Here is a 23,588-nt window from a genome sequence, read left to right as displayed (position 1 = left end):
CGAGACGGACTAATGTGCCCGTGTGACCGCGACCCGCGATCGCCGCAGCGATCTCGACGACTCCCCCACCGCGCCCGCGTGGGACGAACGCCCCATCCTGGGCCGCTCGCGCGGGCTCCCCTGGTGGGGCGCGGTCCTACTCGCCTTCGGCCTCACCGCCGCCGCCGCCGTGATCGACATGCAGTCGCAGGGCACCCTCGGCAAGATCTTCCAAGCCACCTACATCATCAGCTGCGTGGCCGCCATCAGCCTGGTCCGCCGCGCGAACCTGTTCGGCCCCATGGTCCAGCCACCCCTGGTCTTCGCCCTGGTCGCCATCACCGCCAACATAGCCATGGCCCCCGACGACGGCGGCAAGACCAAGCTGCTGCTGACCATCGGCATCCCCCTCACCAGCAACTTCCCCACCATGGCCATCACCACGGGCATCACCCTGGCCTTGGGCATCCTGCGCCTGTTCACCCAACGCGACCCCAGTCGTGTTGCTGGGGGGAAGCCTGCACGGGAACGGCCCACTGCCGCCGCCGCTGCTTCCGCCGCTAGGCCCAAGCCCGCTGCTCGGGAACGGCCTGTTGAGCGGTCGGGTGGTCGGTCGGAGGACCGCAAGCCTCCTCGGAAGCCTCGGGATCGCGAAGACCGCGGGTAGATCACACGCCCCCAAGCAACGTTGGCCAGCCACGCGCTCCTCGGATCCGCTGGTGCCAAGCCGGCTCGATGGGGCGGACTTGTTTTGTGTGGGGGAACGGCACACGTAGCGTCGTTCGCGGCAGGGCCTGCTTTTCGGCCCCTGCTTTGCGGTTCTGCCCGGGTGTCGTAGGGGCCCCGCGCAAAACAAGTTCGCCCCATCGAGCTTGTCACTTAGATCGCGCCCAGGCCAATGCCGCAGGCGAGGCGTTTTCGTCGACGCCGCAGGCGAGATCGAGAGCCGCCACCCCTCAGCTCAAGATCAAACCAGCCAACGCAGCCCCCGATATACAGCTTACCGGCGGCCACCGACCAAACGGGCAGAGCGAGCGCCCCCCTGTGGACAACTCCATGAAGAGCCTGCTGCCGGCGAGGCACAGCGCCCCACCGGCAGCAGTCAAGCTAAAGCAGCCTCTAACCCGCGTGGTCTTCCAACATCTCCGTCACCAGCGCGGCGATCGGCGACCGCTCCGACCGCGTCAACGTGACATGCGCGAACAGCGGGTGCCCCTTCAGCTTCTCGATCACCGCCGCCACCCCGTCATGGCGGCCGACCCGCAAGTTGTCCCGCTGGGCAACATCATGCGTCAGCACAACTCGCGAACCGGACCCCAACCGCGACAGCACCGTCAGCAGGACGTTGCGTTCCAGGGACTGGGCCTCGTCGACGATGACGAAGGTGTCGTGGAGGGAGCGGCCGCGGATGTGGGTCAGGGGGAGGACTTCGAGCATGCCCCGGTGCAGGACCTCGTCGATGACGGGCTTTCCCACGAGGGCGCCGAGGGTGTCGAACACGGCTTGGGCCCAGGGGAGCATCTTCTCGCTCTCGGTGCCCGGGAGGTAGCCGAGGTCCTGGCCGCCGACGGCGTACATCGGGCGGAAGACGACGACCCGCTTGTGCAGGCCGCGTTCCATGACGGCTTCGAGGCCCGCGCACAGCGCCAGTGCGGACTTGCCGGTGCCCGCGCGGCCGCCGAGGGAGACGATGCCGATGTCGTTGTCGAGCAGGAGGTCGAGGGCGATGCGCTGTTCGGCGGAGCGGCCGTGCAGGCCGAACGCCTCTCGGTCGCCGCGGACCAGGCGGAGTTGCTTGTCGGCGGTGACGCGGCCGAGTGCGCTGGACGACCCGGCCAATAACCGCAGGCCGGTGTTGGTCGGCAGTTCGGCGGCCGAGGGGATGCCGTAGTCGGCCGGGTCGATGCTGCCGGACTCGAACAGGGCGTCGACCGCCTCGATCGGGACGTCGAGGTCGGCCATGCCGTTCCAGCCGGACGGGCTGACCTCACCGGCGCGGTACTCGTCGGCGTCGAGGCCGACCGCGCCCGCCTTGACCCGCAGCGGGATGTCCTTGGTGACCAGGGTGACCGCGAGGCCCTCCGCGGCCAGGTTGAGCGCGCAGGCGAGGATCCTGGCGTCGTTGCCGTCGGTGCGGAAGCCGGGCGGCAGCACCGAGGGGTCGGAGTGGTTCAACTCGATGTGCAGGGTGCCGTCACCGACCGGGATCGGCTTGTCGAGCCTGCCGTGCAGCCGCCGCAGGTCGTCGAGCAACCGGAGCGTCTCCCTGGCGAACCAGCCCAGTTCGGGGTGGTGCCGCTTGCCCTCCAACTCGCTGATGACCACCAGCGGGACGACCACCGAGTGCTCGGCGAACCGGGTCAACGCCCAGGGGTCCGCCAGCAGAACGGAGGTGTCGAGGACGTAGGTGCGCCTGGCTGGGTCCGCCTCCTGAGAGCTCGACTGACGTGAGGAAAGGCCTGTGGACGAACGCGAAGCAGTCACGGCAACTCCCTCGCGAGCGCGGCACCCGCGCCCGCTTCCTCGGTGGGCCGGGCAACCGGCCCTGGCTGGGTTGCGAAGCGACGCACGGTCTTACCGGCGTCCACCTCGCTCCCCGCGGGAGCCGGGCGCCGGCCCCCTCGCGATCGTCACTCTCACGACCAGGGCCTCCCGGGACGGGCCGCAGTGGACACGGCCCGACACTTCGAAAGCTACCTGCGGAGTACGACAATCGGCACGCTGCCAGCCAGGTGATTTTCCATTTCGTCATCATCGTGACATCCCGGGTCCACGCGAACGCGCAGCGTTATCGCTCCCGCACCCAGGTAGCACAACCGGTCACCGATAGCAGCGGCCGAACGAGTCTCGGCATCCACACCCGACCGGTAGGGGGTCGGCCCCTAGCGACCTTGACGCTGCGTATCGGACCAGGGCCGCGACCACCGGGACGGCGGTAAAACCCGCACCACCCGGCGAAATGGGTGGTTCGCGAGATCAAGAACCGAATCGCCGGTGGCGTATTCCGTACGCCCGGAGTGCGCGCAGGAAATCGGTGCGGCGGAAATCCGGCCAGTACGCCTCGCAGAAGTGGAATTCCGAGTGCGCCGACTGCCAGAGCAGGAAGCCGGAGAGCCGCTGCTCGCCGGAGGTCCTGATCACCAGGTCCGGGTCGGGCTGGCCGGAGGTGTAGAGGTGCTCGGAGATGTGGTCGACGTCGAGCACCTCGGCCAGCGCCTCGATGCTGGTGCCCGCCTCGGCGTGCTGCTGCAGCAGCTTGCGCACCGCGTCGGCGATCTCCTGCCTGCCGCCGTAGCCGACCGCGATGTTGACCTCGACGCCCTCGCGGCCCGCCGCCCGGCCCGCCGCGGCCTTCAGCCTGGTCGCGGTCTCCACCGGCAACCTGTCCAGCGCGCCGATGATGCGCAGCCGCCACGGCGCGCCCGGCTCGGCCAGCTCGTCCACCACGTCGCCGATGATCTCCAGCAGCGGCCGCAGCTCGGCCTCGTCGCGGGTGAGGTTGTCGGTGGACAGCAGCCACAGGGTCACCACCTCGACCCCGGTCTCCTCGCACCAGCCGAGCAGGTCGGCGATGCGCCTGGCACCGACCCGGTGGCCGTCGTTGACGTCGGTGAAGCCCGCCTCCCGCGCCCACCGCCGGTTGCCGTCGAGCATCACCCCGACGTGCCGGGGGGTGCGCCCGCCCGCCTGCTGGACGAGCCGCTTCTCGTAGATGCCATAGACGATGTCGGCCACGCGCCGCCGCAGACTCACGGCCGACAAGGTTACGCCGCACCGGCCCGGTCCGGGGGACACTGGGGACGTGCACCGTACCGAGATCGATCCGATATGGCAGGACCTCGCCGTGCTGGAACGGCTGGTCAGGGAGTCGCGCACGATCGCCGTGGTGGGGTTGAGCGCCGAACCGAGCCGCCCCAGCCACGGCGTGGCGTCCTACCTGGTGGCCAGCGGCCTGACCCTCTTTCCGGTGAACCCGGCCCTGACCGAGTGGGAGGGCCTGCCCGCCTACCCGTCGCTGTCCGCGGTACCCGTCCCGATCGACGTCGTCGACGTGTTCCGCAAGCCCTCACACGCGGTCGAAATCGCCCGCGAGGCGGTCGCGGTGGGCGCCGGGGCGCTGTGGCTGCAACTGGGGGTGATCAGCACGGAGGCAGCGCTGCTGGCCTCGGCGGGCGGGCTGGACGTCGTGATGGACCGCTGCTTCGCCGTCGAGCACCGGGAGGTGGTCGGCTGGTCGTGAAACGGCCGGTTGTGGCCAGAGGCGACGCTGCCAGCCGCCGCGGCCGAGCTCGACGTGGTGATGAACCGCTGGACGTGGTTATGGACTGCTGCGAAACGGCCGATCGGGCTAGGACAACCGGTCAGGCTAGAACACGACGTGGTCTGCCGACCCGGGGACGCAACCGAGGTCGCGCGGGCTTTCACGACGGGCGCGGAGATCTCCGGGCGCAACCGAGGGTGATCAACACCGAAGCGGCGCTGCTAGTCGCGGTAGGAGGGTTCGACGTGGTGGGGGGCCGGTGCATGGCGGTGGGGCGCCGCGAGGTGGGGGGCTAGTCGTGAGATACCGGCCGGTTGTGGTCCGGCGCACACAAGACCGGCGGAAGAACCTACGGTCCCGTAACCTCGGTGGGGTGACGGCAGCGACCCCGACCGCGCCCAGCCCGCGGCACGCGAAGCCCCGCATGCGCGGTGTCATCCACATGTGGTCGTTCTTCCTGTCGTTCGCCACCGGCGGCACGCTGGTCTCGATGGCGGCGACCGTGTCGGCGACCGCGGCGCTGGCCACCGCCATCTACGGCGCGACCGTGCTCGGGCTCTTCGGCGTCAGCGCGCTCTACCACCGGCGCTGGTGGGTGACCAAGCGCGCGCACACCATGATGAAGCGGCTCGACCACTCGATGATCTTCCTGTTCATCGCGGGCACCTACACGCCGTTCAGCCTGCTGGCGATGGACCAGCCGACGGGCTACATCGTGCTCGCGGTGGTCTGGGGCGGCGCGGTGCTCGGCGTCGGGCTGAAGCTGCTGTGGCCGCACGCACCCCGCTGGCTCGGCACGCCGATCTACATCGCCCTCGGCTGGGTCGCGGTGTTCGTCCTGCCGCAACTGCTGGCGCACGCCGGTGTCGCCGCCCTGGTGCTGCTGCTCGTCGGCGGCCTGTTCTACACCGTCGGCGCCGTGTTCTACGCGACGAAGTGGCCGAACCCGTGGCCCGGCACCTTCGGCCACCACGAGTTCTTCCACGCCGCCACCGTCCTCGCCGCGATCTGCCACTATGTCGCGATCTGGCTGGCGATGTACCCGTAGGTCAGTCCGGGATCCACTCCAGCAGGTCCCCCGGCTGGCACTCCAGCACCCGGCACATGGCCTCCAGGGTGCTGAACCGCACCGCCTTGGCCCGGCCGTTCTTGAGCACCGCGACGTTGGCGGGGGTGAGGCCGACGCGCTCGGCGAACTCGCCCACGCTCATCTTCCGCTTGGCCAACTCGACGTCGATGCGCACCACGATCGGCATCAGATCACCGAGTCCAGGTCGGCCCGCAGGGCGGACGCCTGCCGCAGCAGCGCGCGCAGGACGACCACCAGCAGCCCGACCACGGTGACGCCGACCGTCAGCAGGAACAACAACAGCGGCAACCCCGGATCGTCGGCGTTGAACCCGACGTAGCCGAGCACCCCGATCAGCACCACCCCACCCGCGGCGACCGCCCACACGATGGCGTCGACCCACACCAGCGAGCCCTCGCTGAAGATCCGGTCGGTCTTGACCAGGGTGAGCAGCTTCCAGGTCGACACGATCACCACCTGCACGCACAGCACCCAGAACACCGCCACCCCGGTCGCGGGCCACCTCAGGTAGGCGAACTCGGGGTCCTCGCGCGCCATGTGCGCGAACTGCCCCGGGAGCGACAGGGTCTGGAACAAGACCAGGACGCCGAACAGCACGACCAGCAGGAATCGGAGCGGAAGTACCGCTCGACGCGCAGCAACCATGCATCGAGTGTCGCGGGGAATCTATCGAAAGTCAATCGCTAGCTATCGCTGCTCACCCGGTGAGCAGGAAGCTGTCGACCACACCGGTGGTGCTGGCGATGGGGGTTCCGAGCAGGCAGCCCACCACGCTGCCGACGTAGCTGATCCCGGAGGTGACCTTCGTGGCGGACGCGGCTAGGTGCCTGCCCGCGGTGACCGCTCCCGTGAGCACGACGGTCTGGCCGACCACGGTGGCGTTGGACCACGCGACCGTGCTCGTGTCACCGGTGCCGTCGAGCCAGGTGACGACCTCGGTCTCGGGCGGGACGCCGGGCACCACCGGCACGCACGACAGGGTGGCGCTGTTGACCACCGTCCCCGTCGCGGTGGGGCCGACCAGGCAGGTGCCGTAGCTGTACGTGGCCGTGGCCGACACGGTCTGCGGGGTGGTGGTGATCGGCGGGGTGAACACCCGGCTGAACCCGCCTAGGCACTGCGCGTCGACCAGGGTGGTGACCTTCGCGGGTGCCGCGGCGGCCGGTGCCCAAGCACTCGTCAAGGCCGCCGCCAAGGCAGCGGCGAGGACCAGCGCACGGCGGAGGGTTCTGGGCGTCGTCATCTGGTTACCGCCTCGTTCGTCGAGTGGTTCGCCTGACGTCGCTGATCTTGCTCCAGCGGGGGAGCCCGGGACAATGCGCCATCCCGGGGTTCCCGGTTGGCTCAGTCGAGGGCGCGGCGGAGGAAGCCGCGGATGCCCAGGGTGCCGAAGCCCGCGCAGGCGGCGAGCATGACCAGGAGGCTGATCCAGACGGGGATGTGCGGCACCTGGGGGACCAGTTCGGCGCGCATGGCCTCGCTGACGTAGGTGAGGGGGTTGAGGGCGCACAGGACCTGGAACCAGCGGACGCTCTCCAGGCCCATCCAGGGGAACTGGGTGGAGCCGGTGAACATGAGCGGGACCAGGATGACCGCGAACAGGATGTTGATCTGCCGGGGCTGGACCGAGGTGCCGATGGTCATGCCGATCGCGGCGCCGACCAGGGAGCCGAGGACGACGATGAGCAGGACCGGGAGCCAGGCGGCGGCGGGCCAGTGGACGCCGTCGAGGATGAGGAAGCCGATGGGGATCATCAGGACCGCGGCGACGACGCCGCGCAGGGCGCCGAAGAGCATCTTCTCGATCGCGACCCAGGCGATCGGGATGGGGGCGAGCAGGCGGTCCTCGATCTCGCGGGTCCAGGAGAAGTCCATGATCAGCGGCATGGTGGTGTTCTGCAGCGCGCCGAGGAAGCCGTTGAGGGCGACGATGCCGGGCAGCAGGATGGCGGCGTAGTCCGGGCCGACGTAGCCGAGGTTGGCCAGGACCTTGCCGAAGATGAACAGCGTGAAGAACGGCTGGATGATCACCTGCGCCAGGAACGGCACCAGTTCGCGGCCGGTGACGAAGGTGTCGCGCCACAGCACCGAGCCGAAGGTGCGCAGCGGTGAGGGGGCGGTGGTCATCGCAACTCCCGGCCGGTGAGGTGGATGAAGACGTCTTCGAGGCTGGGTGTGCCGATCGACAGGTCCGTCACGTCGCACGCGGTGTCGCCTAGGACCCGCAGCACGGCCGGTAGGACTACCGCTGCCTCGTGTCCGGTGTAGAGCCGGAACTGGCCCGTGGGCGATGACACTGCCGGGGCTGCGGCTGCTTTTGCGGCTATAGCGGCCAAAGCTGCCGGTGGAAGTCCGGGAGGTAGCGCTACCGCCGGTCCACCCGAACCGATGCGCTCGACCCGTTCCACGCCGTCGATGCCTGCGAGTGCCTTCTCGACAAGCTCAGCCGGGGTGTTCGCCAGGTTGACCGTGACGCTCACGGTGGTGCTACCGGGCAGGCCGCGGGTAAGAGCGGCAGGAGTGTCCAACGCGAGCAGTTTGCCGTGGTCGACGATGCCGACCCGGTCGCACAGCTTGGCCGCCTCGTCCATGTCGTGCGTGGTGAGCACGACCGTGACGCCCTCGGCGCGCAGGTCTTTCACCCTGTCGTGCACGAACAGCCGCGCCTGCGGGTCCAGCCCGGTGGACGGTTCGTCGAGGAACATCACCTTCGGCTGGTGCATCAGCGCCCTGGCGATCATCACCCGCTGCGCCTGCCCGCCGGAGACGATGTCGATCTTGTCCTTGGCCCGGTCGGCCAGGCCCATCCGGTCCAGGATCTCGTCGGCGCGCGCGTTGCGCTCGGCGCGCGGGACACCGTGGTAGGCGGCGTGGAACAGCAGGTTCTGCCGGATGTTGAGCGATCTGTCCAGGTTGTTGCGCTGCGGGACCACCGCCAGCAGCTGCCGGGCCCGGCGCGCGTCGCGGACGACGTCGACACCGTGCACCGACGCCCGCCCGGAGGTCGGCAGCACCCGGGTGGTCAACACCCCGACGGTGGTCGTCTTCCCGGCGCCGTTGGGTCCCAGCAAGCCGAACACCTCGCCCGCCTCGACGCCGAAGCTCAGGCCGTCCACCGCGGGCTTGGGGTTCTTCTTGTACAGCTTGACAAGGTCGCTGACCTCGACTGCTCTCACCGGGCAACCATATGCCCGGAGTCAACCGAGTTGGCGGATGTTCGCTGTGGAGTGAACGGAAATGCCGCTACCAACCGGACGGAAGCGGCCTGCCCTCGGCGAATCCCGCGGCGGACTGGACACCGACGACCGCGCGGTCGTGCAGTTCCTCCAGGGTGCCCGCCCCCGCGTACGTGCACGCCGAGCGGACACCCGAGCAGATCGCGTCCAGCAGGTCCTCCACACCGGGCGCCTTGGGGTCCAACCGCATCCTGGACGACGAGATGCCCTCCTCGAACAGCGCCTTGCGCGCCCGGTCGAACCCGCTGTCGGCCCGGGTGCGCGCCGACACCGCGCGCTTGGAGGCCATGCCGAAGGATTCCTTGTACGGGCGGCCTTGTTCGTCGCGCAGCAGGTCGCCGGGCGACTCGTAGGTGCCCGCGAACCACGAGCCGACCATCACCGACGACGCGCCCGCGGCCAGCGCCAGCGCCACGTCCCTCGGGTGCCGGACGCCGCCATCGGCCCACACGTGCTTGCCCAGCGAGCGGGCCTCCGCGGCGCACTCCAGCACCGCGGAGAACTGCGGGCGGCCGACGCCGGTCATCATGCGGGTGGTGCACATCGCGCCGGGCCCGACGCCGACCTTGATCACGTCGGCGCCCGCGTCCACCAGGTCGCGCACGCCCTGCGCGGTGACCACGTTGCCCGCCACCACCGGCACGCCGGGGTTCAGCGCCCGCACGCTCTTCAAGGCGGACAGCATCTTCTCCTGGTGGCCGTGCGCGGTGTCGACCACCAGTGTGTCCACACCGGACTCCAGCAGCGCCGCCGCCTTGGCCGCCACATCACCGTTCACGCCCACCGCCGCGGCGATCCGCAACCGGCCGGACGCGTCCGTGGCGGGCGAGTAGATGTCCGCGCGCAACGCCCCCACGCCGGTGAGCACGCCCGCGAGCCGTCCCTGCGGGTCGACCGCCAGCGCGACGCGCGCGGAGTGGTCGTGCAGCGAGTCGAAGACCGACCGCGGCGGGCTGTCCACCGGCAGGATCACGATCGCGCGGTCGGCGACCTCACCCACCCTGGTGAACCGGTCCACGCCCAGGCACGCGGCCTCGTCGACCACCCCGACCGGGCGGCCCTCGCCGTCGACGACGACCACCGCGCCGTGCGCCCGCTTCGGCAGCAGGTTCAGCGCGTCGGCGACCGAGTCGTTCGCGGTCAGCACCAGCGGCGTGTCCCACGCGAGGTGCCGCGACTTCACCCAGGTCACGATGTCGCCGACCGCGGCGGGGTCGACGTCCTGGGGCAGCACGACCAGGCCGCCGCGGCGGGCGACCGTCTCGGCCATCCGGCGCCCGGCGACCGCGGTCATGTTCGCCACCACGATCGGGATCGTGGCGCCGGTGCCGTCGGAGGTGCCCAGGTCGACGTCGAACCGGCTGGTGACCGCGGACCGGCCGGGCACCAGGAAGACGTCGTCGTAGGTCAGGTCGTGGGCGGGCTCGCCGTTGAGGAAGCGCACCCCCGTCACGGTACGGGGTGCGCCTGGGGTTCCGCCGGATTCTCCGACCACTCCAGCGTGATACCGGCTATCCCGCTGTCGACCCCTGGGTAGTACGCACTCACGACGTACCCCCGATCGCAGTAGAGGTCCGCGGACACCGACGGCGGGCGCATGTCGTTGGTCCGCACCTCTTGCACGCACCGGGCAGGCGGGTCGCCGGGCGGTAGCTCTAACTGCAACAGGAAGGGGCCACTGGGTTCGCGGAAGATCCGGTAGTAACCGGGACACTCCAGCTCGGACTTGTCCTCCAGCGAGTAGCTGAGCACCACGGTGTCGCCCTCGGCGAGCCCGCGGTCGAACATCAGCTCGAAGGCCACGCAGATCCCCTTGCGCCGCACCCGGCCCAAGCGGCACCCGTCCCCGGCCACGATCCGCACGCGGTCGATGTCGCAGTCGGGCTCGCCGTGGTAGACGGCGATGTAGCGGTCGATGCCCTGCTCGCGCGCGACGCTCACCAGCCTGGTGTGGATGCGGCCCTGGGTGCGGTCGGCGGCGATGCTGACCCGCTCGTGGGTCATCCGCAGCTCCAGGCCCGCGTTGCAGCGCTCCGGGTCGACGCCCAGCTGGGCCAGCAGTTCCCGGGTGGTCGGTCCGGCCACCACGATCTCGGCGAACGACGCGGACGGCCTGCGGGTCCGGGTGCCGCGCCGGCGGGGGCCGATGAGCACCACGAGCGAGTCGGCAGGCAGGCCGAGCACGATCTCCAGCCCGCGCACGGCGGACAACGCGTGTGGCATGTCGGGGTGACGGAGACCGCGCTGCCAGTAACTGAGAGTGGACTCGGCGACGGTCACCTCGATGCGCGCCAGGTGCGCCCGCAGCCGGGCCAGCGACAAGCCCCGGTGCTCGATCGCCGTGCGCAGGGCCACGTGGAACGGGCCGCGGCGCAGTGCGTCGGCCAGCGCGTCAGCGGTCACGGCGACTCCGGGGACGTTCTCGAACGGGTGAACAGTGGTGAACGTTCACAGTAGCCACGCACTACCGGTGGGTAAAGGTGCGCCGTCGTGCTGGAACGGTCCGGGAGCCCTTGCGCGGCCCTTGTCGCCCGAAACGCGGTGATCGCACGCTTCCGTGCACTCCACCCTGCGTCTTCAGGAGGCACAATGTCCCGCCCCGCGACCCGCTCGGCGCTGGCGGCCACCCTCGTGGCCGTCCTCGCCTGGCTGGTCAGCTCCCCGGCGTCGGCCCAGGCGGCCGCCGCGTTCACCATGCAGGCCCAGCAGCAGACCAACTGGTGCTGGGCGGCGTCCGGCACGTCGATCGCCGCGTCCCACGGCGTGAACGTGACCCAGAACAACTTCTGCGCGCTGGCCAAGAACCGCAGCACCGGCACGCAGTGCCCCAACGACCAGGCGGACCTGGCCCAGGTCCGCAACGGCTTCTCCCGGCTCGGCTTCAGCAGCCCGGGTTCCTACGTCTACAACACGATCAGCTACTCGGCCGTGCAGTCCCAGCTCAACGCCGCGCAGCCGGTCGAGACCCGGATCCTGTGGAAGTCCGGCGGCGGCCACATGCACGTGCTCTACGGCTTCGACTCGGCCAAGAGCTGGGTCTACTGGGGCGACCCGTGGCCGGACAACTACCGCTACAACTGGGCCACCTACAGCTACTACGTCAACAACTCCAGCTTCTCGTGGACCCACACGCTGACCGGAATCAGGCGGTGAACGGCATGCGCAAGATCCTCACAACCCTCGCTCTCACCGCCATCGGAGTCCTAGGTCTATCCGGCTACGCGGGCGCCGACCCAGTCGAAGGCGCTGTTACACCGGCCGACAGCGCTAAGGCCCAAGCAGCCGCAAGCGCACCTGACGTCACCGCCACCGTGGGCAAGTTCCTCGGGGTCTCCGGCCTCGCCGCCCCACAGGTCGGGGGAACGTCAGTCCCGGTCTACGAACTCAGCCCCGACTTCGTGTCCGGCCGCTCCCCCAAGGTCGGCCGCCTCGCTTACGTCGCCGTCCCCGCAACCGCAGGTAGCGCTACCGCCTCGGTCTGGACTGTCCGCACACCTTCCGGCGCGTGGACAGTCGCCAACATCGCGGCGGGCGACTTGGAGTTCCGCAACGCGGGCAAGGTCCCCGCGGGCGCACTCTTGCTCCGCGAACCGCAGACCAACGCTTGGTACGCGGTCACGGGTAGCACCATTCGGTCGCTGGCCACTGGGAAGGTGCAGTCGTTGTCGCAGTATCAGCGGGATGTTGCTGGCCGCTATGGCGACAAGATGCCGGGGTCTGCTTACGACCGGTCTGGGCTAGCGGGTGGGTTTGCTTCCCCGAGCACGGGGGTGGTTAGCCCTGCCGGTAGCGGTAGCGCGCCTTGGGCTGTGCTTGGGGTTCTGGTGCTTGGTGTCGCCGCGGTGGTTGCTATGACTACCGGTCCTGCGTTGCGACGACGCTGAGGGCTGGCGGGTGGCGGTGGTTCCGGGCTTGAGGAGGTCTCGGGATCGCCGCCATCCGCTGTTGTTCGTTGGAGTTGTCCACAGGGTGTCTGTTCGCTGTGCCTGGTTTGTCGGTGTGCGGCGGTAAGCTGGATGTCGGGGGCTGCTTTGGGCGGTTTGATCTTGGGCTGGGGGTAGGCGGCTCTCGTGCTCGCCTGCGGCGTCGATGGTGAACGGCTCGCCTTCGGCATTGCGTGGGGGCGCGAGTTTCGAGCAAGCTCGATGCGGCGAACTTATTTTGCGTGGGGCCCCTACGACACCCGGGCAGAACCACAAAGCAGGGGCCGAAAAGCAGGCCCTGCCGCGTGAGCGACGCTACGGGTGTCGTTCCCCCACACAAAACAAGTCCGCCCCATCGAGCCGGCTTGGCACCAGCGGATCCGAGGAGCGTTGTTCGGCCAACGTCGTAGAGGGGCACGTTGAGGACAATCGCCTGTGAGGGGCGCGTGTGGGCCAACGCCTGTGAGGGCCAAGTGGGGGCCAACGTCTGAGAGGGGCGCGTTCGGATCAACGCCTGTGCGGGGCGCGTTGGGGCCAACGTCGTAGAAGGGCACACTAGGGACCAATGCCTGTGAGGGGCACGTGAGGGCGAACGGCCGTGGTGGGAGCGTTGGGGCCAATGTCGCAGAGGGGCACGTTGGACCAATGCCCGAGAGGGCCGCGTCGGGCCGAACACTGCGGAGGGGGCGTTGGGGTCAACGTTGGTGAGGCTGAGGGGAGATCGACGATCGCGAGGGGTGTGTTGGGGCGGTGGTCGTGGGATTGGGTGTGGGGTTATGGGGTCAGCATGGAGCGGACTGTGGTGATGGTGTCGGCTTCGGTGGGGGATTTGTCGGGGCGGTAGCGGAGGACTCGGGCGAAGCGGAGGGCTACGCCGCCGGGGTAGCGGGGGCTGGATTGGGTGCCGTCCAGGGCTATTTCCACTACTAGCTCGGGGCGCAAAGTCACGGACCAGGAGTCGGCGGCGGATTGGTAGTGGGGGAAGGTTTCGGTTTGCCAGCGGAGCACTTCATCAGTGAGTCCCTTGAAGGTCTTGCCGACCATGATCGGGGGGCCGCCGTCGGGGTCTCGGGCGGCTAGGTGGAGGTTGGAGAGGTAGCCGGTGCGGCGGCCGTGGCCCCATTCCGCGCCGATGACGATCAGGTCCAGGGTGTGGACGGGTTTGATCTTCTGCCAGGCTTTGCCCCGGCGGCCTGCGGCGTACGCCGAGGACAGGTCCTTGACCATCACGCCTTCGTGGCCCTCGGACAGGGCGCGGGCGGCCAGGTCCTCGGCCTCCTCGGGCGATGGGTCCACCACACCCGGGATCACGTGCTCGCCGACCGCCGCGCGCAGGGCGGCGAGGCGGTCGCGGAGTGGTAGATCAATGAGATCCGCGCCGTCCAGGTGGAGGCAATCGAAGAAGAACGGGTGCAGCAGCAATGCCTTGACCTGTTCCTCGGCCGTGCTGCCGAAGCGGCTCATGGTGTCCTGGAAGCGGCGGGGGCGGCCGTCGTCGGTGATCGCCAGGGTCTCGCCGTCGAGCACGGCCGTGGTGCAGGGCAGGGCGCGCACCAGGGCGACCAGTTCGGGGACGCTGTCGGTGATCTCGCGCAGGGAGCGGGTGTAGATCGTCACCCGATCCGGGGTCTTGTGCACCTGGATGCGCGCGCCGTCCAGTTTGTACTCGACCGAGCACGGGGTGAGTTGGGTCAGCGCGTCCGCGAGGGACTCCCCCGGCGAGGCCAGCATCGGGCGGACCGGGCGGTGGAGTTCAAGACCGATGGCGGCCAAGTCGCCGCCGGTTAGGGCTACCGCGGCGGTGGCGGGTAGGCGGCCGGAGAGCATGAACGCGCGGCGGACGGCGGCGATCGGGGCGTCGGCCGCCTTGGCCACCGCGTCGAGCATGACGCCTTCGAGGGCGCCCTGGCGGAGTTCGCCGGTGAGCAGGGCGATCAGGAACGCCTTCTCCGGCTCGGTCGCGGCGCCGAACAGGTCGTCGAGCAGCTGCCTGCGGGTGGCGGTGGAGCCCTTGCCGGTGGTCCGCGCCAGCGCCGTCAACGCGGTGTCGACCTGGGTGACGGTCAGCGTCGCGGCGGCCGCGGGCGGGTGGTCGAGCGCCACCAGCGTCCGCCAGCCGGTGCCGACCCGGCCCTGGACGGGGGCGCCGGTGAGGAACCCGACCAGCGGGGCGATCTCCTCGGCCGAGGCGCGGCGCAGCACGCCCGCGAGGGTGTCGACTTTGGCCAGGCGCGACCGGGTGCCGCCGACCTCGGCGGAGGCGGCCACCACATCGGTCATGGTCAGCATGCGCCCATGGTGCCCCGGTGCACTGACAAGCGCAGCCGAAAGAAGATCGGAACCGGACCCAACCCCGGCCGCACCCGCGCGTCTACCTGGATGAGCCCCTCGTACCCAGTGGAGCCCTCCTGATGCGTCTCATCCTCGCCGCAGTCCTCACCTTGACCGCCGCGGTGTTGTTCGGGTGTGCCGACCGCACACCGCCCAGCGCCGAACCCAGGAGCCGGATCGCGATCCCGATGCCGCCGCCGGTGCACCAGGCGACCGAGGCGCTCCCGCTCCGGTCTCCACAGTGGATGGTCAGAGCGCGCTGACCGAGGCGATCTCCGCGACCGCGGCGCGCAGCCGGTCCACCGACGTGGCCGCGTAGCCGAGCACCAGCCCGGGGAAGGGACTGGTCGACAGCGCGTACCCGGACAGCGCCGGTGCGTTGATCCCGCGCCTGGCCAGCTCGACCTGCAACGCCCGGTCGTCAGTGCCCTCGGGCAGCCGCAGCACCAGGTGCAACCCCGCGGCCACGCCGTGTGGCTGCCAGTCCGGTAGTTCACCCGCGACAGCAGCGAGCAGAGCGTCGCGGCGACGCCGGTAGAGCTGACGGCTGCGGCGGAGGTGTCGGTCGTACCCGCCGGTGCGCAGCAAATGTGCCAACGCGGCCTGGGGCATCGGGGAGCAGCCCAGGTCCGACAGACGCTTGTGGTCGACCACCCGGTCCCGCAGCGCAGCGGGGACGACCATCCACCCCAGCCGGATCGCGGGCGCCAAGACCTTGCTGACGCTACCGAGGTAAACGACCCGGTCGCGGTCAAGAACCTGCGTTGTCCCTACCGCTGGCCGGTCGTACCGGTGCTCGGCATCGTAGTCGTCCTCTAGGACGTACCCGTCGCGCTCGCGTGCCCAGCTCACCAAGGCCCGACGGCGCTGAGGACTCAGGACGACGCCAAGAGGGAACTGGTGCGCCGAGGTGACCAGTACCGCGCGGCACCCTGTGCGCGGCAACAGGTCTACCCGCATGCCGTCTTCATCTACCGGCACCGGCACTGGCCGCAGCCCGTGCGCCGCTAGAGCCTCCGCGGACCCGGGGTGGGTCGGGTCCTCCACCGCGATAGTCCGGTGGCCGTCCGCCCGCAGGATCTGCGCCATCAGCGACTGGCTCTCCGCGACGCCGTGGGTGACGACGACGTCAGCCGCCTCGACTGCCCGGGCACGTCCCAGGTACGCGGCGAGCTCAGTGCGCAACGCCGGTAGACCTGCCGGGTCCGGGTAGCCCAAGTCGTCGTCGGTCAACGTCGCCAAGCCCGCGCGCATCGCCGCCTGCCACTCGGACCGGGGGAACGCCGAGAGAGCGGGCACGCCCGGTCGAAGGTCATAGCGCCACCGAGTCTGAGTCTTCACCGGTGGAGGTGACGCTGCCTCCGAACTCGCGGGTGTGGTGGCCACGGTCGTCCCCGAGCCATGCTTCGCGCGCAGGTACCCCTCGGCGACGAGTTGCGCGTAGACAGAGCTGACAGTCCCCCGCGACAGACCGAGCTGCACGGCGAGGTCGCGTGTGGACGGCAACCGCGTCCCTTGCGGCAGTCGCCCGTCGCGGATCGCGGCTCGTACCGCTGCCTCTAGCGCGCGACCACGCTGACCGCGCCCGACCTCGGCCAAGCCGGGGACGAGCAACTCGCGGAAGGAGGACATGTCCCCAGCCTACGGGCCACCCCGGCCAGGCAGGCACGAGCAAGTGGACCAGTCCACATACCGTGAAGTGGAGCTATCATTGGGTCCACTTTCCGGCGACGCTGGGCACGTGCCCACCTCCCGCTACCGCCTCGCCATCGGCGCAGGCTTGCTCACCTCGGCCATGATCGGCGGCTCCGTCCCGCTGTCCGGCATGCTCGTCGACTACCCGCTGCTCACCGGCCAGTCGGCGCGCTACGGCGTCGGCGCGGTCCTGCTCGCCGCGTGGGCGCTCGCCAGGCGCGTGCCGCTCAAGGCCCCGAGGGCCAGGGACGTCCCCGCGCTGCTGGCGATCGTCGCCGTCGGCATGCTCGGCTTCAACGCCTTCATGATCACCGCCCAGCAGCACGCCGAACCCGGCCTGGTCGCGGCCGTCCTCGGTGGCAGCCCGCTCGTCCTGGCGGTCGTCGCGCCGCTCATGGCCAAACGCAGGCCGTCCGCGCAGCCGCTCGTAGGAGCGGCCGTGGTCGTCGCCGGTGTGGTTGTGCTGTCCGGCGGCGGTAGCTGGGAGGGCCCTGGGCTGCTGCTAGCGATCCTGACCATGCTGTGCGAGGCCGGTTTCACCCTGTTCGCGGTACGGGTGGTCGGCAGGCTCGGCGGGTTGTCCGTGGCGTTGTGGTGCCACATCATCGCGGCCGTTGTCGGTGCCTGCCTGGCCGTGGTCTACGAGCCGTGGCAGACACCGACCAATCGCGAGTGGACAGCGCTATCGGTCGTCGCTGTGTTGACCGTCGTCGCATTCGTCATCTGGTACCAGGCCGTGAACGTCCTGGGAGCCGACCGCGCCGGAGTGCTCATCGGGGTGATGCCCGCGGCAGGGCTGGCGGTGTCGGTCGCGGTCGGCTCCCAGAGCTTGACGCTGACAGGCGTGGCGGGTGTCGTAGTAGTAGGGGCGGGCTGCGTGATCGGCCTGCTTACCCGTTCCCCTTGGCCATCCGCAGCACGTCGAGCGCCTCGTCCAACTGCTGCTCGGTCAGCTTCCCCGCCGCCACGTGACCCCGTTCGATGACGACGTCGCGGATGGTCTTGCGCTCCTTGAGCGACTGCTTGGCGATCGAGGCCGCCTCCTCGTAGCCGAGGAAGCCGTTGAGCGGGGTCACGATCGACGGCGAGCCCTCGGCGTACTCGCGCAGCCGCTCGACGTCCGGCGCGACCCCGGCGACGACCTTCGCCGCCAGCAGCCTGGCCACCGCGGCCAGCAGCCGCGCCGACTCCAGCACGTTGCGGGCGATCACCGGCAGCATCACGTTGAGCTGGAAGTTGCCCTGGCTGCCCGCGAACGCCACCGCGGCGTCGTTGCCGATGACCTGGGCGACCACCATCATCGTCGCCTCGGGGATGACCGGGTTCACCTTGCCCGGCATGATCGACGAGCCCGGCTGCAGGTCGGGCAGCGCCAGCTCGGCCAGGCCGGTGCGCGGTCCCGAGCCCAGCCAGCGCAGGTCGTTGGCGATCTTGAACAGCGACACCGCGACCGTGCGCAGCTGCCCGGACGCCTCCACCACCGAGTCCTGGGTGGCCTGCGCCTCGAAGTGGTCGCGGGCCTCGGTCACCGGCAGCGCGGTCACCTCGGCCAGTTCCGCCGACACGGCCGCGCCGAACCCGCGCGGCGCGTTGAGCCCGCTGCCGACCGCGGTCCCGCCGATCGGCAGCTCACCCAGCCGGGGCAGCACGGACTGGAGCCGCTCGACGCCGTAGCGGACCTGCGCCGCCCACGCGCCTGCCTCCTGGCCCAGGGTGATCGGCACCGCGTCCATCAGGTGCGTGCGACCGGACTTGACGATGTCGCCCCACTCGGCCGCGCGGCCCTCGATGGCCCCCGCGAGCTGCTCCAACGCCGGGATGACGTCGGTGACCACGGCCTCGGTGGCGGCCAGGTGCAGCGTGGTCGGGAAGGTGTCGTTGGACGACTGCGAGGCGTTGACGTGGTCGTTGGGGTGCACGTCGCGGCCGAGCGCCCGGCTGGCCAGGGTCGCGATGACCTCGTTGGCGTTCATGTTGGACGAGGTGCCCGACCCGGTCTGGAACACGTCGATCGGGAAGTGCTCGTCGTGCGCGCCACCGGCGACCTCGGTGGCGGCGGCCGCGATCGCGTCGGCCACGTCGGCTGGCAGCACCCCCAGCCTGCCGTTGACCCGCGCCGCGGCGGCCTTGAGCAGGCCGAGCGCGCGGATCTGCGCCCGTTCCAGGCCGCGCCCGGAGATCGGGAAGTTCTCCACGGCCCGTTGCGTCTGCGCCCGCCACAGCGCCTCCGCCGGGACCCTGACCTCACCCATGGTGTCGTGCTCGATGCGGAACTCGCCCATACCGGCCAGTCTCGTCCGGTCGCCCGCCGACGGCATGGTCAGCTTCCCCACACCCCGGTTCGCGGCAATAGGGTGGGTGCCGGACGCCCACCACGTGGAAGGGCAGGTACCCCGATGACCGCTCCCACCACCACCGAAGTCGACCTCGTCATCATCGGCGCTGGCCCCACCGGCCTGTTCGCCGCCTACTACGCCGGGTTCCGCGACCTGCGCACCGCCGTGGTCGACTCGCTGCCCGAACCCGGCGGGCAGATCACCGCGATGTACCCGGAGAAGCAGATCTTCGACGTCGCCGGGTTCCCCGCCGTGCGCGGACGGGACCTGGTCACCTCCCTGGTCGAGCAGGCCGACCAGTGGAAGCCCACCTACCTGCTCGGCCGCCGCGCGCTCACGCTGTCCCAAGTGGGAGACCGGTTCCACGTCGAGCTCGACGGCGGGACGGTCGTCGACACCAGGGCCGTGCTGATCACCGCGGGCATCGGCGAGTTCACCCCGCGCCCGCTGCCAGCCGGATCGGGCTGGCTGGGCCGGGGGATGGTGCACTTCGTGCCCAGCCTGGAGGTGCACCGCGGCCAGGACGTGGTGATCGTCGGCGGTGGCGACTCGGCGTTCGACTGGGCCCTGGCCCTGCACCCGATCGCCACCTCGGTGACCCTCGTGCACCGCCGCGCCAAGTTCCGCGCCATGCCCGCCACCGTCCGCCAGGTCGAGGCCCTCGGCGTCCGGATCATCACCGACGCCCAGGTGACCGACCTGCGCGGCGATGACGACGGCCTGCACGAGGTAGAGCTATCCGTCGGCGGGGAGACGTTGGTGCTGCCTGCGCAGGCAGTGGTCGCCGCACTCGGTTTCACCGCGGACCTAGGCCCTATCGACTCGTGGGGCCTGGAAATCGACCACCGCTCGATCACGGTCGACTCCACGATGCGCACGGCTAGAGACAAGGTTTATGCCGCCGGTGACGTAGCGGCTTATCCGGGCAAGGTGAAGCTGATCGCGACCGGTTTCGGCGAAGCGGCGACAGCGGTGAACAACATCGCCGTGGCACTCGACCCCGACGCGCACCTGTTCCCGGGGCACTCCAGCAACGCGGAATAGGACCAGCACACGAAAGAGGCGGCGGAGATGTTCTCCGCCGCCTCTTGTCGTAAGAGCTGTCAGGTTGTCACAAGAGCTGTCAGGCCACGACCTGGACCGTGTCGCCGACGGAGAGGCCGTTGAAGTACGCCTTCGCGGCTGACGCGGAGAGGTGGATGCAGCCGTGGCTCTGGACCTTCAGGCTGCCCTGGTGGAAGGCGATGCCGCCGTTGAAGAAGACCGAGAAGGGCATCGGGGCGTCGTTGAACTCGCGGCTCTTGTGGTCGATGTCCTTCCAGCCCACCTTGAAGGTGCCGACCGGGGTGCGGTAGCCGGCGCGGCCGTGGGTGATCGGGACCGGGCCGAGGACGACCTTGCCGTCCTTGAGCAGCCAGGACTGGTTCGCCGACAGGTCGATGCAGGCCGACGCCGTCGCGGCGCACGGAACGCCCTCGACCGGGGCGGGCGCGGGCTTGGCCGTGGTCGACGGCTTGGGCTTCTTCGTGGTGGTCGTGGTGACCGGCGGCTTCTTCTTGGTCGTCGTTGTCGTCACCGGCGGCGCCACCGTGGTGGTCGTCGTAGTGGGGGCCGCTGTGGTCGTAGTGGTGGTCGTGGTCGGCGCGACCGTGGTGGTGGTCGTCGTCGTGGTCGCGGCCTGGACCTGCTGCGCGGCCGGGGCGGCATCCCCGGTGCCGCACGCCGTGGCCAGCAGGGCGGCCGCGGCGACCACCGCGCCCGCTATCAGCCGGTTGACCTTCATGTCTCGCTCCTCGACTACCCCAGCGGGCGTCTGGGTAGACACCCCGTCGACAAGGATGACGACCGGGGACCACGCGTGGTTGTCCACCGCGACCGATCCGTTACCCAGCGGCTCGAACGAACCCCGAACGGACCCGGACACCCGTGGGGCGCGACGACCCCCACGGGCGGCGGGTGGGGACTGGCGGGTGGGGACTACGGGAGCGGCGGGATCGCGTCGGCCTCGGTGGGGTCGATGTCGAAGTCGACCGAGGAGTACTCGCGCAGCTTGGTCAGCCGGTGGAAGCCGTCGATCATGCGGACCGTGCCGGACTTCGAGCGCATCACGATCGACTGGGTGGTGCAGCCGCCCGAGCGGTAGTGCACGCCGCGCAGCAGGTCGCCGTCGGTGACGCCGGTGGCGCAGAAGAACACGTTGTCGCCGCGCACCAGGTCGTCGGTCAGCAGCACCCGGTCCAGGTCGTGGCCCGCGTCGATGGCCCGCCCGCGCTCGGCGTCGTCCTTGGGCCACAACTTGCCCTGGATCGCGCCGCCCATGCACTTGAGCGCGGCGGCGGCGATGATGCCCTCCGGCGTGCCGCCGATGCCCAGCAGCAGGTCGACACCGGTGTTCGGCCGGGCGGCGGAGATGGCGCCAGCGACGTCGCCGTCGGAGATGAAGTGGATCCGGGCGCCCGCCTCGCGGACCTCCTTGACCAGGCTGTCGTGCCGGGGCCGGTCGAGGATGCAGACCGTCACGTCGGAGACGTCGGTGCTCTTGGCGCGCGCGACCCGGCGGATGTTCTCCGCGACCGGGGCGGTGATGTCCACCACGTCGGCCGCCTCTGGGCCTACGGCGAGCTTCTCCATGTAGAACACCGCGGACGGGTCGAACATGGCGCCGCGCTCGGCCACCGCGAGCACCGCGAGGGCGTTGGGCATGCCCTTGGCCATCAGCGTGGTGCCGTCGATCGGGTCGACCGCGACATCGCAGTCGGGGCCGTCGCCGTCGCCGACCTCCTCGCCGTTGAACAGCATGGGCGCCTCGTCCTTCTCGCCCTCGCCGATCACCACGACCCCGCGCATGGTGACGGTGCCGATCAGCATCCGCATCGCGTCGACCGCCGCCTGGTCGCCGCCGTTCTTGTCGCCGCGGCCGACCCAGCGGCCCGCCGCCATCGCCGCGGCCTCGGTGACCCGGACCAGCTCCATCGCCAGGTTGCGGTCGGGCGCCTCCCGGCGTCGCGCGGGCGTCGAAGTGGTGGTCGGAGTGCTCATACTGCCTCCCGGATCGGCGCGGGCAGCCTGCAAGCTGTGCAGACCAATCCGCATCCTCCCAGACCACGGTGTGTACCTGCCTACGGCGACGGCCGTGCTGCTCGTCACGCGGTGTGCGTGCGGCGCCGGTGGGGCGGCTTGCGATTATGGGCGAATGGCTTCCGGCAACCGGCTGACCCACGGCCCGCGCGACATCCTGCTGTCGATGCTGGCGCTGCTGCTCATGGTCGGCATCCCGCTGCTGCTGTTCCGGGCGTGCACGTTCAGCCCGGGGGCGCCGCAGGCCGACCCGGCCTCAGCACCGAGGGTCGACGTCGCCGCTGGGCTCTCGCGCGCACAGGCGCCGTTCGCGGTCCGGGTGCCGACGGTGCCTTCCGGCTGGCAGGGGAACTCGCTGAGCAGCGGGTCGGTCGAGCCGAAGGGGCGCGTGGTGCGCGCCGGGTGGCTGACGCCGGAGCACTTCATCCAGCTCAGCCAGTCCGACGCACAGCTGACCGACCTGGTGGCCGCCGAGACCGGCGCGCTCGGGCTGGCCCAGGAAGCGGTGACCATCGACGGTACACAGTGGACTGTCTTTCCGGGCCGCCGCGACGAGCGCGCCTGGGTCGCCGATGTCTCCGGCGTCCGACTACTGATCACCGGCAACGCCACCGCCGACGACTTCAGACTGCTGGCCGAGGCCGTCGACTAGTTGGCGGCGGCCTTGCGCGCCTTGCGCAGCTCGGCGGGCAGCGAGAAGGTGACCTTCTCCTCAGCCGTGGTGATCTCCTCGACGTCGCCGTAGCCGCGTTCGGCCAGCCAGGCCACCAGGTCCATCACCAGGATGTCGGGCACCGAGGCGCCGCTGGTGACGCCTACCGTGGTGACACCGTCCAACCACGACTCGTCGACCTCCTTGGCGAAGTCGACCAGGTACGACGCGTTCGCGCCCGCCTGCAGCGCGACCTCGACCAGCCGCTTGGAGTTCGACGAGTTCTGCGAGCCGACCACGATCACCAGCTCGCACTGCGGCGCCATGGCCTTGACCGCGGTCTGGCGGTTGGAGGTGGCGTAGCAGATGTCGTCGCTCGGCGGGTTCTGCAGGTCCGGGAAGCGCTCGCGCAGCTGGTCGACCCGCTCCAGGGTCTCGTCGACCGACAGCGTCGTCTGCGACAGCCAGATCACCTTCGACGGGTCGCGCACCACGACCTTGTCGACGTCCTCGGCGGTGTCCACGAGCTGCACGTGGTCGGGCGCCTCACCCGCGGTGCCCTCGACCTCCTCATGGCCCTCGTGGCCGATGAGCAGGATGTCGTAGTCGTCCTTGGCGAACCGCTTGGCCTCGAAGTGGACCTTGGTGACCAGCGGGCAGGTGGCGTCGATGGTGCGCAGGTTGCGCTGGGCGGCCTGGTCGTGGACCGCGGGCGACACCCCGTGCGCGGAGAACACCACGAGCGCGCCCTCGGGCACCTCGTCGGCCTCGTCGACGAAGATGGCGCCGCGGTCGCGCAGGGTCTCGACCACGTACTTGTTGTGGACGATCTCCTTGCGCACGTACACCGGTGGCCCGTAGGTCTCCAGCGCCTGCTCCACGGTGATCACCGCGCGGTCGACACCGGCGCAGTAGCCGCGCGGCTTGGCCAGCAGGACGCGTTTGGTGGTGGCGCTCATGCCGTCCAGGGTACGGGCGCTCGCGGTGACTCTCCTGTTCGGTGGGGT

23 protein-coding genes are annotated in these 23,588 nt (G+C 70.2%); 8 read left to right on the top strand and 15 right to left on the bottom strand.

From position 1 onward, the window contains the following. Positions 1 to 22 precede the first annotated feature (22 nt). Entirely contained in the window at positions 23 to 646 is a 624-nt protein-coding gene (locus CLV68_RS27645; protein ID WP_121393836.1) for a DUF6542 domain-containing protein, read from the top strand. 452 nt (positions 647 to 1,098) lie between these two features. Here CLV68_RS27645 and phoH2 read toward each other — a convergent pair whose 3' ends face one another. Next, positions 1,099 to 2,463, bottom strand: a complete 1,365-nt coding sequence (gene phoH2 / locus CLV68_RS27640) for an RNA 5'-3' helicase PhoH2 (RefSeq protein ID WP_121393835.1) — start codon at positions 2,461 to 2,463, stop codon at positions 1,099 to 1,101. A gap of 492 nt (positions 2,464 to 2,955) precedes the next feature. Beyond that, positions 2,956 to 3,732 (bottom strand): isoprenyl transferase, encoded by a 777-nt coding sequence (locus CLV68_RS27635; protein WP_170224620.1) that lies wholly within the window; start codon positions 3,730 to 3,732, stop codon positions 2,956 to 2,958. A 49-nt stretch (positions 3,733 to 3,781) separates the two neighbouring features. Here CLV68_RS27635 and CLV68_RS27630 point away from each other — a divergent pair, with 49 nt between their 5' ends. Together CLV68_RS27630 and trhA are read left to right on the top strand one after the other, a co-directional pair. Then, positions 3,782 to 4,219 (top strand): CoA-binding protein, encoded by a 438-nt coding sequence (locus CLV68_RS27630; protein ID WP_246010143.1) that lies wholly within the window; start codon positions 3,782 to 3,784, stop codon positions 4,217 to 4,219. A 445-nt stretch (positions 4,220 to 4,664) separates the two neighbouring features. After that, positions 4,665 to 5,288, top strand: coding sequence for a PAQR family membrane homeostasis protein TrhA (trhA, locus tag CLV68_RS27625; protein WP_092779956.1), 624 nt, complete (start codon positions 4,665 to 4,667; stop codon positions 5,286 to 5,288). A gap of 1 nt (position 5,289) precedes the next feature. Here trhA and CLV68_RS27620 read toward each other — a convergent pair whose 3' ends face one another. The 7 genes from CLV68_RS27620 to CLV68_RS27590 form a co-directional block, all read right to left on the bottom strand. Further along, entirely contained in the window at positions 5,290 to 5,496 is a 207-nt protein-coding gene (locus CLV68_RS27620; RefSeq protein WP_092779936.1) for a helix-turn-helix domain-containing protein, read from the bottom strand. Beyond that, positions 5,496 to 5,975, bottom strand: coding sequence for a DUF2975 domain-containing protein (locus tag CLV68_RS27615; protein ID WP_121393832.1), 480 nt, complete (start codon positions 5,973 to 5,975; stop codon positions 5,496 to 5,498). The genes CLV68_RS27620 and CLV68_RS27615 overlap by 1 nt, the downstream gene beginning before the upstream one ends. A 52-nt stretch (positions 5,976 to 6,027) precedes the next feature. Continuing rightward, the gene (locus CLV68_RS27610; protein ID WP_121393831.1) at positions 6,028 to 6,573 is read right to left on the bottom strand and encodes a hypothetical protein; all 546 of its coding nucleotides are present in this window, start codon (positions 6,571 to 6,573) and stop codon (positions 6,028 to 6,030) included. A 101-nt stretch (positions 6,574 to 6,674) separates the two neighbouring features. After that, on the bottom strand, positions 6,675 to 7,457 hold the full coding sequence (locus CLV68_RS27605; protein WP_121393830.1) for an ABC transporter permease: 783 nt from the start codon (positions 7,455 to 7,457) through the stop codon (positions 6,675 to 6,677). Next, positions 7,454 to 8,506: an ABC transporter ATP-binding protein gene (locus CLV68_RS27600; RefSeq protein ID WP_121393829.1), complete on the bottom strand. Its 1,053-nt coding sequence runs from the start codon at positions 8,504 to 8,506 to the stop codon at positions 7,454 to 7,456. Before CLV68_RS27600 ends, CLV68_RS27605 begins: the two co-directional genes overlap by 4 nt. A 67-nt stretch (positions 8,507 to 8,573) precedes the next feature. Then, positions 8,574 to 10,010, bottom strand: coding sequence for a GuaB1 family IMP dehydrogenase-related protein (locus CLV68_RS27595; RefSeq protein ID WP_121394027.1), 1,437 nt, complete (start codon positions 10,008 to 10,010; stop codon positions 8,574 to 8,576). A gap of 5 nt (positions 10,011 to 10,015) precedes the next feature. Beyond that, positions 10,016 to 10,969, bottom strand: a complete 954-nt coding sequence (locus CLV68_RS27590; protein WP_121393828.1) for a hypothetical protein — start codon at positions 10,967 to 10,969, stop codon at positions 10,016 to 10,018. Between the two features lie 186 nt (positions 10,970 to 11,155). On the opposite strand from CLV68_RS27590, the gene CLV68_RS27585 reads away from it, so the two are divergent. After that, positions 11,156 to 11,719, top strand: a complete 564-nt coding sequence (locus CLV68_RS27585; RefSeq protein ID WP_121393827.1) for a papain-like cysteine protease family protein — start codon at positions 11,156 to 11,158, stop codon at positions 11,717 to 11,719. Positions 11,720 to 11,724: 5 nt separating this feature from the next. Beyond that, positions 11,725 to 12,450: a hypothetical protein gene (locus CLV68_RS33520; protein WP_147460185.1), complete on the top strand. Its 726-nt coding sequence runs from the start codon at positions 11,725 to 11,727 to the stop codon at positions 12,448 to 12,450. Between the two features lie 813 nt (positions 12,451 to 13,263). On the opposite strand, the gene CLV68_RS27580 is transcribed toward CLV68_RS33520, so the two are convergent. Beyond that, positions 13,264 to 14,775, bottom strand: a complete 1,512-nt coding sequence (locus CLV68_RS27580; protein WP_121394025.1) for an ATP-dependent DNA ligase — start codon at positions 14,773 to 14,775, stop codon at positions 13,264 to 13,266. Between the two features lie 294 nt (positions 14,776 to 15,069). Further along, positions 15,070 to 16,452 carry a MocR-like pyridoxine biosynthesis transcription factor PdxR gene (gene pdxR, locus CLV68_RS27570; RefSeq protein WP_121393825.1) on the bottom strand — a complete coding sequence of 461 codons (1,383 nt, stop codon included), beginning with the start codon at positions 16,450 to 16,452 and terminating at the stop codon, positions 15,070 to 15,072. Positions 16,453 to 16,561: 109 nt separating this feature from the next. Between pdxR and CLV68_RS27565 the strand changes: the two genes are divergently transcribed. Beyond that, the gene (locus tag CLV68_RS27565; RefSeq protein ID WP_246010141.1) at positions 16,562 to 17,500 is read left to right on the top strand and encodes a DMT family transporter; all 939 of its coding nucleotides are present in this window, start codon (positions 16,562 to 16,564) and stop codon (positions 17,498 to 17,500) included. Here CLV68_RS27565 and CLV68_RS27560 read toward each other — a convergent pair. Next, the gene (locus CLV68_RS27560) at positions 17,406 to 18,797 is read right to left on the bottom strand and encodes a class II fumarate hydratase (protein WP_121393823.1); all 1,392 of its coding nucleotides are present in this window, start codon (positions 18,795 to 18,797) and stop codon (positions 17,406 to 17,408) included. The two genes, CLV68_RS27565 and CLV68_RS27560, sit on opposite strands and share 95 nt — an antisense overlap. Positions 18,798 to 18,911: 114 nt before the next feature. Here CLV68_RS27560 and CLV68_RS27555 point away from each other — a divergent pair, with 114 nt between their 5' ends. After that, positions 18,912 to 19,895 carry an NAD(P)/FAD-dependent oxidoreductase gene (locus tag CLV68_RS27555; protein WP_121393822.1) on the top strand — a complete coding sequence of 328 codons (984 nt, stop codon included), beginning with the start codon at positions 18,912 to 18,914 and terminating at the stop codon, positions 19,893 to 19,895. 79 nt (positions 19,896 to 19,974) lie between these two features. Here CLV68_RS27555 and CLV68_RS27550 read toward each other — a convergent pair whose 3' ends face one another. Further along, positions 19,975 to 20,634 carry a L,D-transpeptidase gene (locus CLV68_RS27550; RefSeq protein WP_121394023.1) on the bottom strand — a complete coding sequence of 220 codons (660 nt, stop codon included), beginning with the start codon at positions 20,632 to 20,634 and terminating at the stop codon, positions 19,975 to 19,977. 194 nt (positions 20,635 to 20,828) lie between these two features. Further along, positions 20,829 to 21,890 (bottom strand): class II fructose-bisphosphatase, encoded by a 1,062-nt coding sequence (glpX, locus tag CLV68_RS27545; protein WP_121393821.1) that lies wholly within the window; start codon positions 21,888 to 21,890, stop codon positions 20,829 to 20,831. A 154-nt stretch (positions 21,891 to 22,044) separates the two neighbouring features. Here glpX and CLV68_RS27540 point away from each other — a divergent pair, with 154 nt between their 5' ends. After that, positions 22,045 to 22,581 carry a DUF4245 family protein gene (locus CLV68_RS27540; RefSeq protein WP_121393820.1) on the top strand — a complete coding sequence of 179 codons (537 nt, stop codon included), beginning with the start codon at positions 22,045 to 22,047 and terminating at the stop codon, positions 22,579 to 22,581. On the opposite strand, the gene CLV68_RS27535 is transcribed toward CLV68_RS27540, so the two are convergent. Then, positions 22,578 to 23,540, bottom strand: a complete 963-nt coding sequence (locus CLV68_RS27535; protein WP_121393819.1) for a 4-hydroxy-3-methylbut-2-enyl diphosphate reductase — start codon at positions 23,538 to 23,540, stop codon at positions 22,578 to 22,580. The two genes, CLV68_RS27540 and CLV68_RS27535, sit on opposite strands and share 4 nt — an antisense overlap. Positions 23,541 to 23,588: the final 48 nt, after the last annotated feature.

This window comes from Actinokineospora cianjurensis (genome assembly GCF_003663795.1).
Classification (GTDB): domain Bacteria; phylum Actinomycetota; class Actinomycetes; order Mycobacteriales; family Pseudonocardiaceae; genus Actinokineospora; species Actinokineospora terrae.
This window is presented reverse-complemented; position numbering and strand designations above follow the sequence as displayed.

What these genes read in the sequence shown, in the direction of transcription:
- CLV68_RS27560 (WP_121393823.1), bottom strand. Translation starts at nt 18,797, where the DNA reads ATGGGCGAGTTCCGCATCGAGCACGACACCATGGGTGAGGTCAGGGTC.
- CLV68_RS27620 (WP_092779936.1), bottom strand. Translation starts at nt 5,496, where the DNA reads ATGCCGATCGTGGTGCGCATCGACGTCGAGTTGGCCAAGCGGAAGATG.
- CLV68_RS33520 (WP_147460185.1), top strand. Translation starts at nt 11,725, where the DNA reads ATGCGCAAGATCCTCACAACCCTCGCTCTCACCGCCATCGGAGTCCTA.
- pdxR (WP_121393825.1), bottom strand. Translation starts at nt 16,452, where the DNA reads ATGTCCTCCTTCCGCGAGTTGCTCGTCCCCGGCTTGGCCGAGGTCGGG.
- trhA (WP_092779956.1), top strand. Translation starts at nt 4,665, where the DNA reads ATGCGCGGTGTCATCCACATGTGGTCGTTCTTCCTGTCGTTCGCCACC.
- CLV68_RS27535 (WP_121393819.1), bottom strand. Translation starts at nt 23,540, where the DNA reads ATGAGCGCCACCACCAAACGCGTCCTGCTGGCCAAGCCGCGCGGCTAC.
- CLV68_RS27550 (WP_121394023.1), bottom strand. Translation starts at nt 20,634, where the DNA reads ATGAAGGTCAACCGGCTGATAGCGGGCGCGGTGGTCGCCGCGGCCGCC.
- CLV68_RS27540 (WP_121393820.1), top strand. Translation starts at nt 22,045, where the DNA reads ATGGCTTCCGGCAACCGGCTGACCCACGGCCCGCGCGACATCCTGCTG.
- CLV68_RS27555 (WP_121393822.1), top strand. Translation starts at nt 18,912, where the DNA reads ATGACCGCTCCCACCACCACCGAAGTCGACCTCGTCATCATCGGCGCT.
- CLV68_RS27615 (WP_121393832.1), bottom strand. Translation starts at nt 5,975, where the DNA reads ATGGTTGCTGCGCGTCGAGCGGTACTTCCGCTCCGATTCCTGCTGGTC.
- glpX (WP_121393821.1), bottom strand. Translation starts at nt 21,890, where the DNA reads ATGAGCACTCCGACCACCACTTCGACGCCCGCGCGACGCCGGGAGGCG.
- CLV68_RS27605 (WP_121393830.1), bottom strand. Translation starts at nt 7,457, where the DNA reads ATGACCACCGCCCCCTCACCGCTGCGCACCTTCGGCTCGGTGCTGTGG.
- CLV68_RS27610 (WP_121393831.1), bottom strand. Translation starts at nt 6,573, where the DNA reads ATGACGACGCCCAGAACCCTCCGCCGTGCGCTGGTCCTCGCCGCTGCC.
- CLV68_RS27585 (WP_121393827.1), top strand. Translation starts at nt 11,156, where the DNA reads ATGTCCCGCCCCGCGACCCGCTCGGCGCTGGCGGCCACCCTCGTGGCC.